The organism is Caproicibacter fermentans (genome assembly GCF_009746625.1).
GTDB classification, from domain to species: Bacteria; Bacillota; Clostridia; order Oscillospirales; family Acutalibacteraceae; genus Caproicibacter; species Caproicibacter fermentans.
On record NZ_VWXL01000001.1, the window covers coordinates 1 to 2,380 of the forward strand.

Here is a 2,380-nt window from a genome sequence, read left to right on the forward strand (position 1 = left end):
TTTACCGGTGTGCTATTTTCCCCTATGAGGTTTCCCCCTCAGGTAAGCCGGTTGATGACGGGCGAATGAGCTTTTACCCGCTGGATTGCCAAATCCAGAATTATTACATCGCCGTTACGGGCGCACAATCAAAATAAGCCGTGCCTAATTTAGCAAAGAAAAACACCGCCAGAATCAGGTCAATGGCGGGGAACACCACCTTGTTGACCACGGTTTTGATCTGCTGGGAGGCCGTTGTCCACGTTCCCTCAATGGCTCCGGCTACATCCCCGGTTCCCGCTGCATAGGCCGTTGTACTGAACATCAGACACAGCAGTAAGCTTATGCACAGGAGCATTGCAATTCGTTTCGATTTCATTGATTTTCCACCTTTCTTCATAGGATTGAGAATGGCAAGACCGCAGCTTTTGATTGGCTGCGGTCTTGTTTTTTTCTCTGTTTTTAATGGGGTTTCTGCGGCGCAATATGCCAGTCCGTCCATAAATTATCCCGGATGGTGACGGTGTCCGTGAGATTCATGGAGAGCATCCCAGCGGGTGACCAGCAATCAATCAGCCATGTGTAGGGGGTATAGCTTCCATCCGGGAACCAGATGGGTGAAAAATGCGTCCTGCGGTTATACGTGCTGTAGGGATTTTTCTGAAACTCAAACCGGGCGCTGTAACCGGAACTCATGCGCTCCAGCAGCCTCCAGTAGGTCTGATACCCGAATTCCGGGAAGTAGGTCACCGCCGTCTGCGCCCCGGTTACCGCCGAGGATTGGTTGGTGCTGACTCTGGCAGAAATCATTTCATTGATCCCATAGCCGGACTTCATGACCGTTCCGCTGGCGGTTGGGCTTTTATCATCGGGCTTGATTGCCATGCTTGCCGACAGGCTGGCCTGATAGCGGTCGAGGTCAAACATCCACCAGCCCTCGTCGACCCATTCACCGTCATCCTCCCAATGACCGCCTCCGTCACCATCGCTGTACCAGTTCCAGTCACTGTGCCAGACCCAATGCTCCTGCCACCAAGGACGCCACACCGTCCAACTGGCGGAGGTCTGCTGTGGCTTGTTGGGAACAGCGGATTTTCTAAAGCTGTCATTGCGGTCATCTGCCACAGGATTGGGAGGAGGATTCTTATCAAGGTCAACGATATTTACGTTAATTGTCGCCTTGCTGGAGCTGCCGCCTCCGGACACAGAAACCGTAATGGTCATATGCTGCGGAGTATTCGGCGTTGTCCAGCGTATCCATGCCAGCTGGCTGTCGCCATCGGGATAGTAGATGTTGCTGACCCGGTGGCTTCTGCCATTCACATAAAAGGTTGCCGATACCGGATGATCCGGATCGCTCTGACCGCCGCTGACGGTGATTGCTGTGATGACCTCGGTGTTCACCCGGTATTCGTAGTCATACACAGAAACCTCCGGAGGCTCGGCAGGCTTATCCTTAAACCGCACGATGCCAAGACCAAGAGAGGACTTGATTTCTGCATTGGATGCGGCTTTGCTTCGGCTGCCTGACCATGCCGAGTATCCGAGATCAGCCACCTCCAAGAACATGGACAGTGGCAGATTCTTATGGGATAGAGATACCATTTTCTTTCTCAGGAGACCGCCGACTTGCTCGTCATACATGGCGGCTTCTGTGGCTGTGGTGGCAATCATCACACCCTCGAATTTGTAATAGGCGATGGGTTCTAAAAGTAACTTGTACTCGCCGCCGATTAACACTTCGAAGTCCATTCCAGTGAGACCGGCAATGCTTCGAATTACCTGTTCATCCGTAAAATAGCTTTTGATGGCGGCAATATTGTTACTACCATTGGTACTGACGATGCGAGGCAACGATTGTGCAGGATTATGAAAAGAGTAACTCTACCCACTTGGATTTAATGAAGGCACACTTGAATATGAAAGTTTACTGACTTTACCAAAGTGCAGCCTAATATTAGTAGGTTTTTTATTTGAAAGATCAATTGGTGTTGTAGCCACCGCATGATCACTTGCCCGAACCACTGTCACCCGCACACCCTCGTTGCCCGGAGTCCATGAGTTGGTGCTGGTGCCATCGCCCATGCCGCCGCCACCGCCATCTATGTTCCCATCCCCAACCGCATAAGCTGGTACAGCACACAGGGAGGAACATAGCAGGGCAAGCACAAGTAAAACGCTGTAAATCCGCTTCATATAACGCCTCCTTTGCAAAAGAAAAAGCACAGCATTTCTGCCGTGCAATTCCCTAAAAGTTTCTACTTCTAATTCATATTTTATCTTTAGCAGGCGGATGTCTAACATGATGCGATTGCCGATTGTAACAGGAAAGTTTACTCATTTGACACCGCCTGACGTCTAACACGTTGCGATAATCTTACGAATCTGTTCGTAAATATCC

2 pseudogenes are annotated in these 2,380 nt (G+C 50.6%); both read right to left on the reverse strand.

The annotated features are described in order from the left end of the window. Positions 1–127: 127 nt before the first annotated feature. Positions 128–358: pseudogene (locus tag CAFE_RS00005) on the reverse strand (DUF3852 family protein); the annotation flags it as partial. 83 nt (positions 359–441) lie between these two features. Beyond that, positions 442–2,175: pseudogene (locus CAFE_RS00010) on the reverse strand (hypothetical protein). Positions 2,176–2,380: the final 205 nt, after the last annotated feature.